Source organism: Acinetobacter seohaensis (assembly GCF_056431365.1).
Genome location: NZ_JBWKMK010000009.1, coordinates 1 through 1,371 on the forward strand (window position 1 = coordinate 1; position 1,371 = coordinate 1,371).

2 protein-coding genes are annotated in these 1,371 nt (G+C 47.3%); both read left to right on the plus strand.

Annotated elements, in window-relative coordinates:
* Positions 1-273 precede the first annotated feature (273 nt).
* Complete coding sequence (tnpB, locus tag AC07E5_RS01130; protein WP_139850598.1) at positions 274-462, plus strand: IS66 family insertion sequence element accessory protein TnpB; 189 nt, start codon at positions 274-276, stop codon at positions 460-462.
* Positions 463-536: 74 nt separating this feature from the next.
* Positions 537-1,371, plus strand: an 835-nt coding sequence (gene tnpC / locus AC07E5_RS01135) for an IS66 family transposase (RefSeq protein WP_498624488.1), incomplete at its 3' end; no start/stop codon positions are given.

Consider the following 1,371-nt stretch of genomic DNA (forward strand, 5'->3'; position numbering starts at 1 on the left):
CGAATAAACCTGCATTTATTGCCTTATCTTGCTCTGCACCATTAGATCCTACTCCTACTGACATGTTAAAAGTTCAAATTACTTTACCCCACTCAAAAGCAGAAATTGGCTTGAAATGGCAAGTATCGAAAATATCTGCTTTAGCAGAATTACTCAAGGCACTGGCAACATGATCCGTATCAATGAAATTTGGCTCTCTACCCAGCCCATGGATATGCGAGCAGGAATGGATACTGTCATGGCTCAGGTGGTGAGAGCCTTTGGCTACATCNCATGAAAGTGTTGGTACATGATGGACTGGGCATCTGGCTGTGTGCCCGGCGGCTGGAACAGGGCAAATTTCACTGGGCTCAAGTTCACCAAGGTGAAACCGTGGCCCTCAGCCCGGAACAGTTACAGGCACTGATCCAAGGTTTGCCCTGGCAGCGCATTGGACGACAGCAAGTGGTAACAATGCTCTAAACCAAGCTCGGCTATTCTGCTATTCTCCAAACGTTCTATTTCCTCTGCGTCATGACCTCAGGCATACTGCGGTCATGAATACGCTGCCTGACTTAAGCCAACTGACCCATGAACAACTGCTGGAATTTACCCGGCAGTTGGCGATACAGCATCAGTCTCTGGCACAATCAAATCAAGAATTAGAAAAATCAAACCAACAATTGGATGCCAAAGTTCAACATCTTTCCATTCTCAATCAAAAATACGAGCATGAACTGGCGCTGTTTAAACAGCACAAATTCGGCAGTAAAAACGAACATCTCACTGCAAAACAAATCCACCTGTGGGATGAAGCGGTTGAAGAAGATATCGCAGCCGTTGATCTGGAATTAGAACGATTAAATGCAGATAAAACCGATGCAGTGACACACAAAGCAACAGTCAACAAACCTAAACGTCGACCACTGCCAGATCATCTACACACCATCCGTATTGAGCATGAACCTGCATCAACCCAATGTGCTTGTGGCTGCCAACTCCGTCGTATCGGCGAAGATGTCAGTGAAAAACTGCATTTCAGACCGGCACAGTTCTATAAGGAACAGCATGTGCGTGGCAAATGGGTCTGTGATCAGTGTGACACCCTGACTCAGCAAGCGATGCCCGCCTATGTGATTGATAAAGGCATTGCTTCACCTGAACTGCTCAGCCATGTTTTGGTATCGAAATATGCCGATCATTTGCCGCTGTACCGTCAACGTCTGATCTATCAGCGGGCGGGAATCGTACTTTCTAGATCAACCTTATCTGACTGGATAGGTCGCTGCGGTGTAGAACTGGAACCTCTGGCCAATGCCTTAAAAGAGGTGGTGCTGCAACAGCGGGTGCTGCATGCAGATGAAACACCGGTCACCATCATGCGGATGGGTG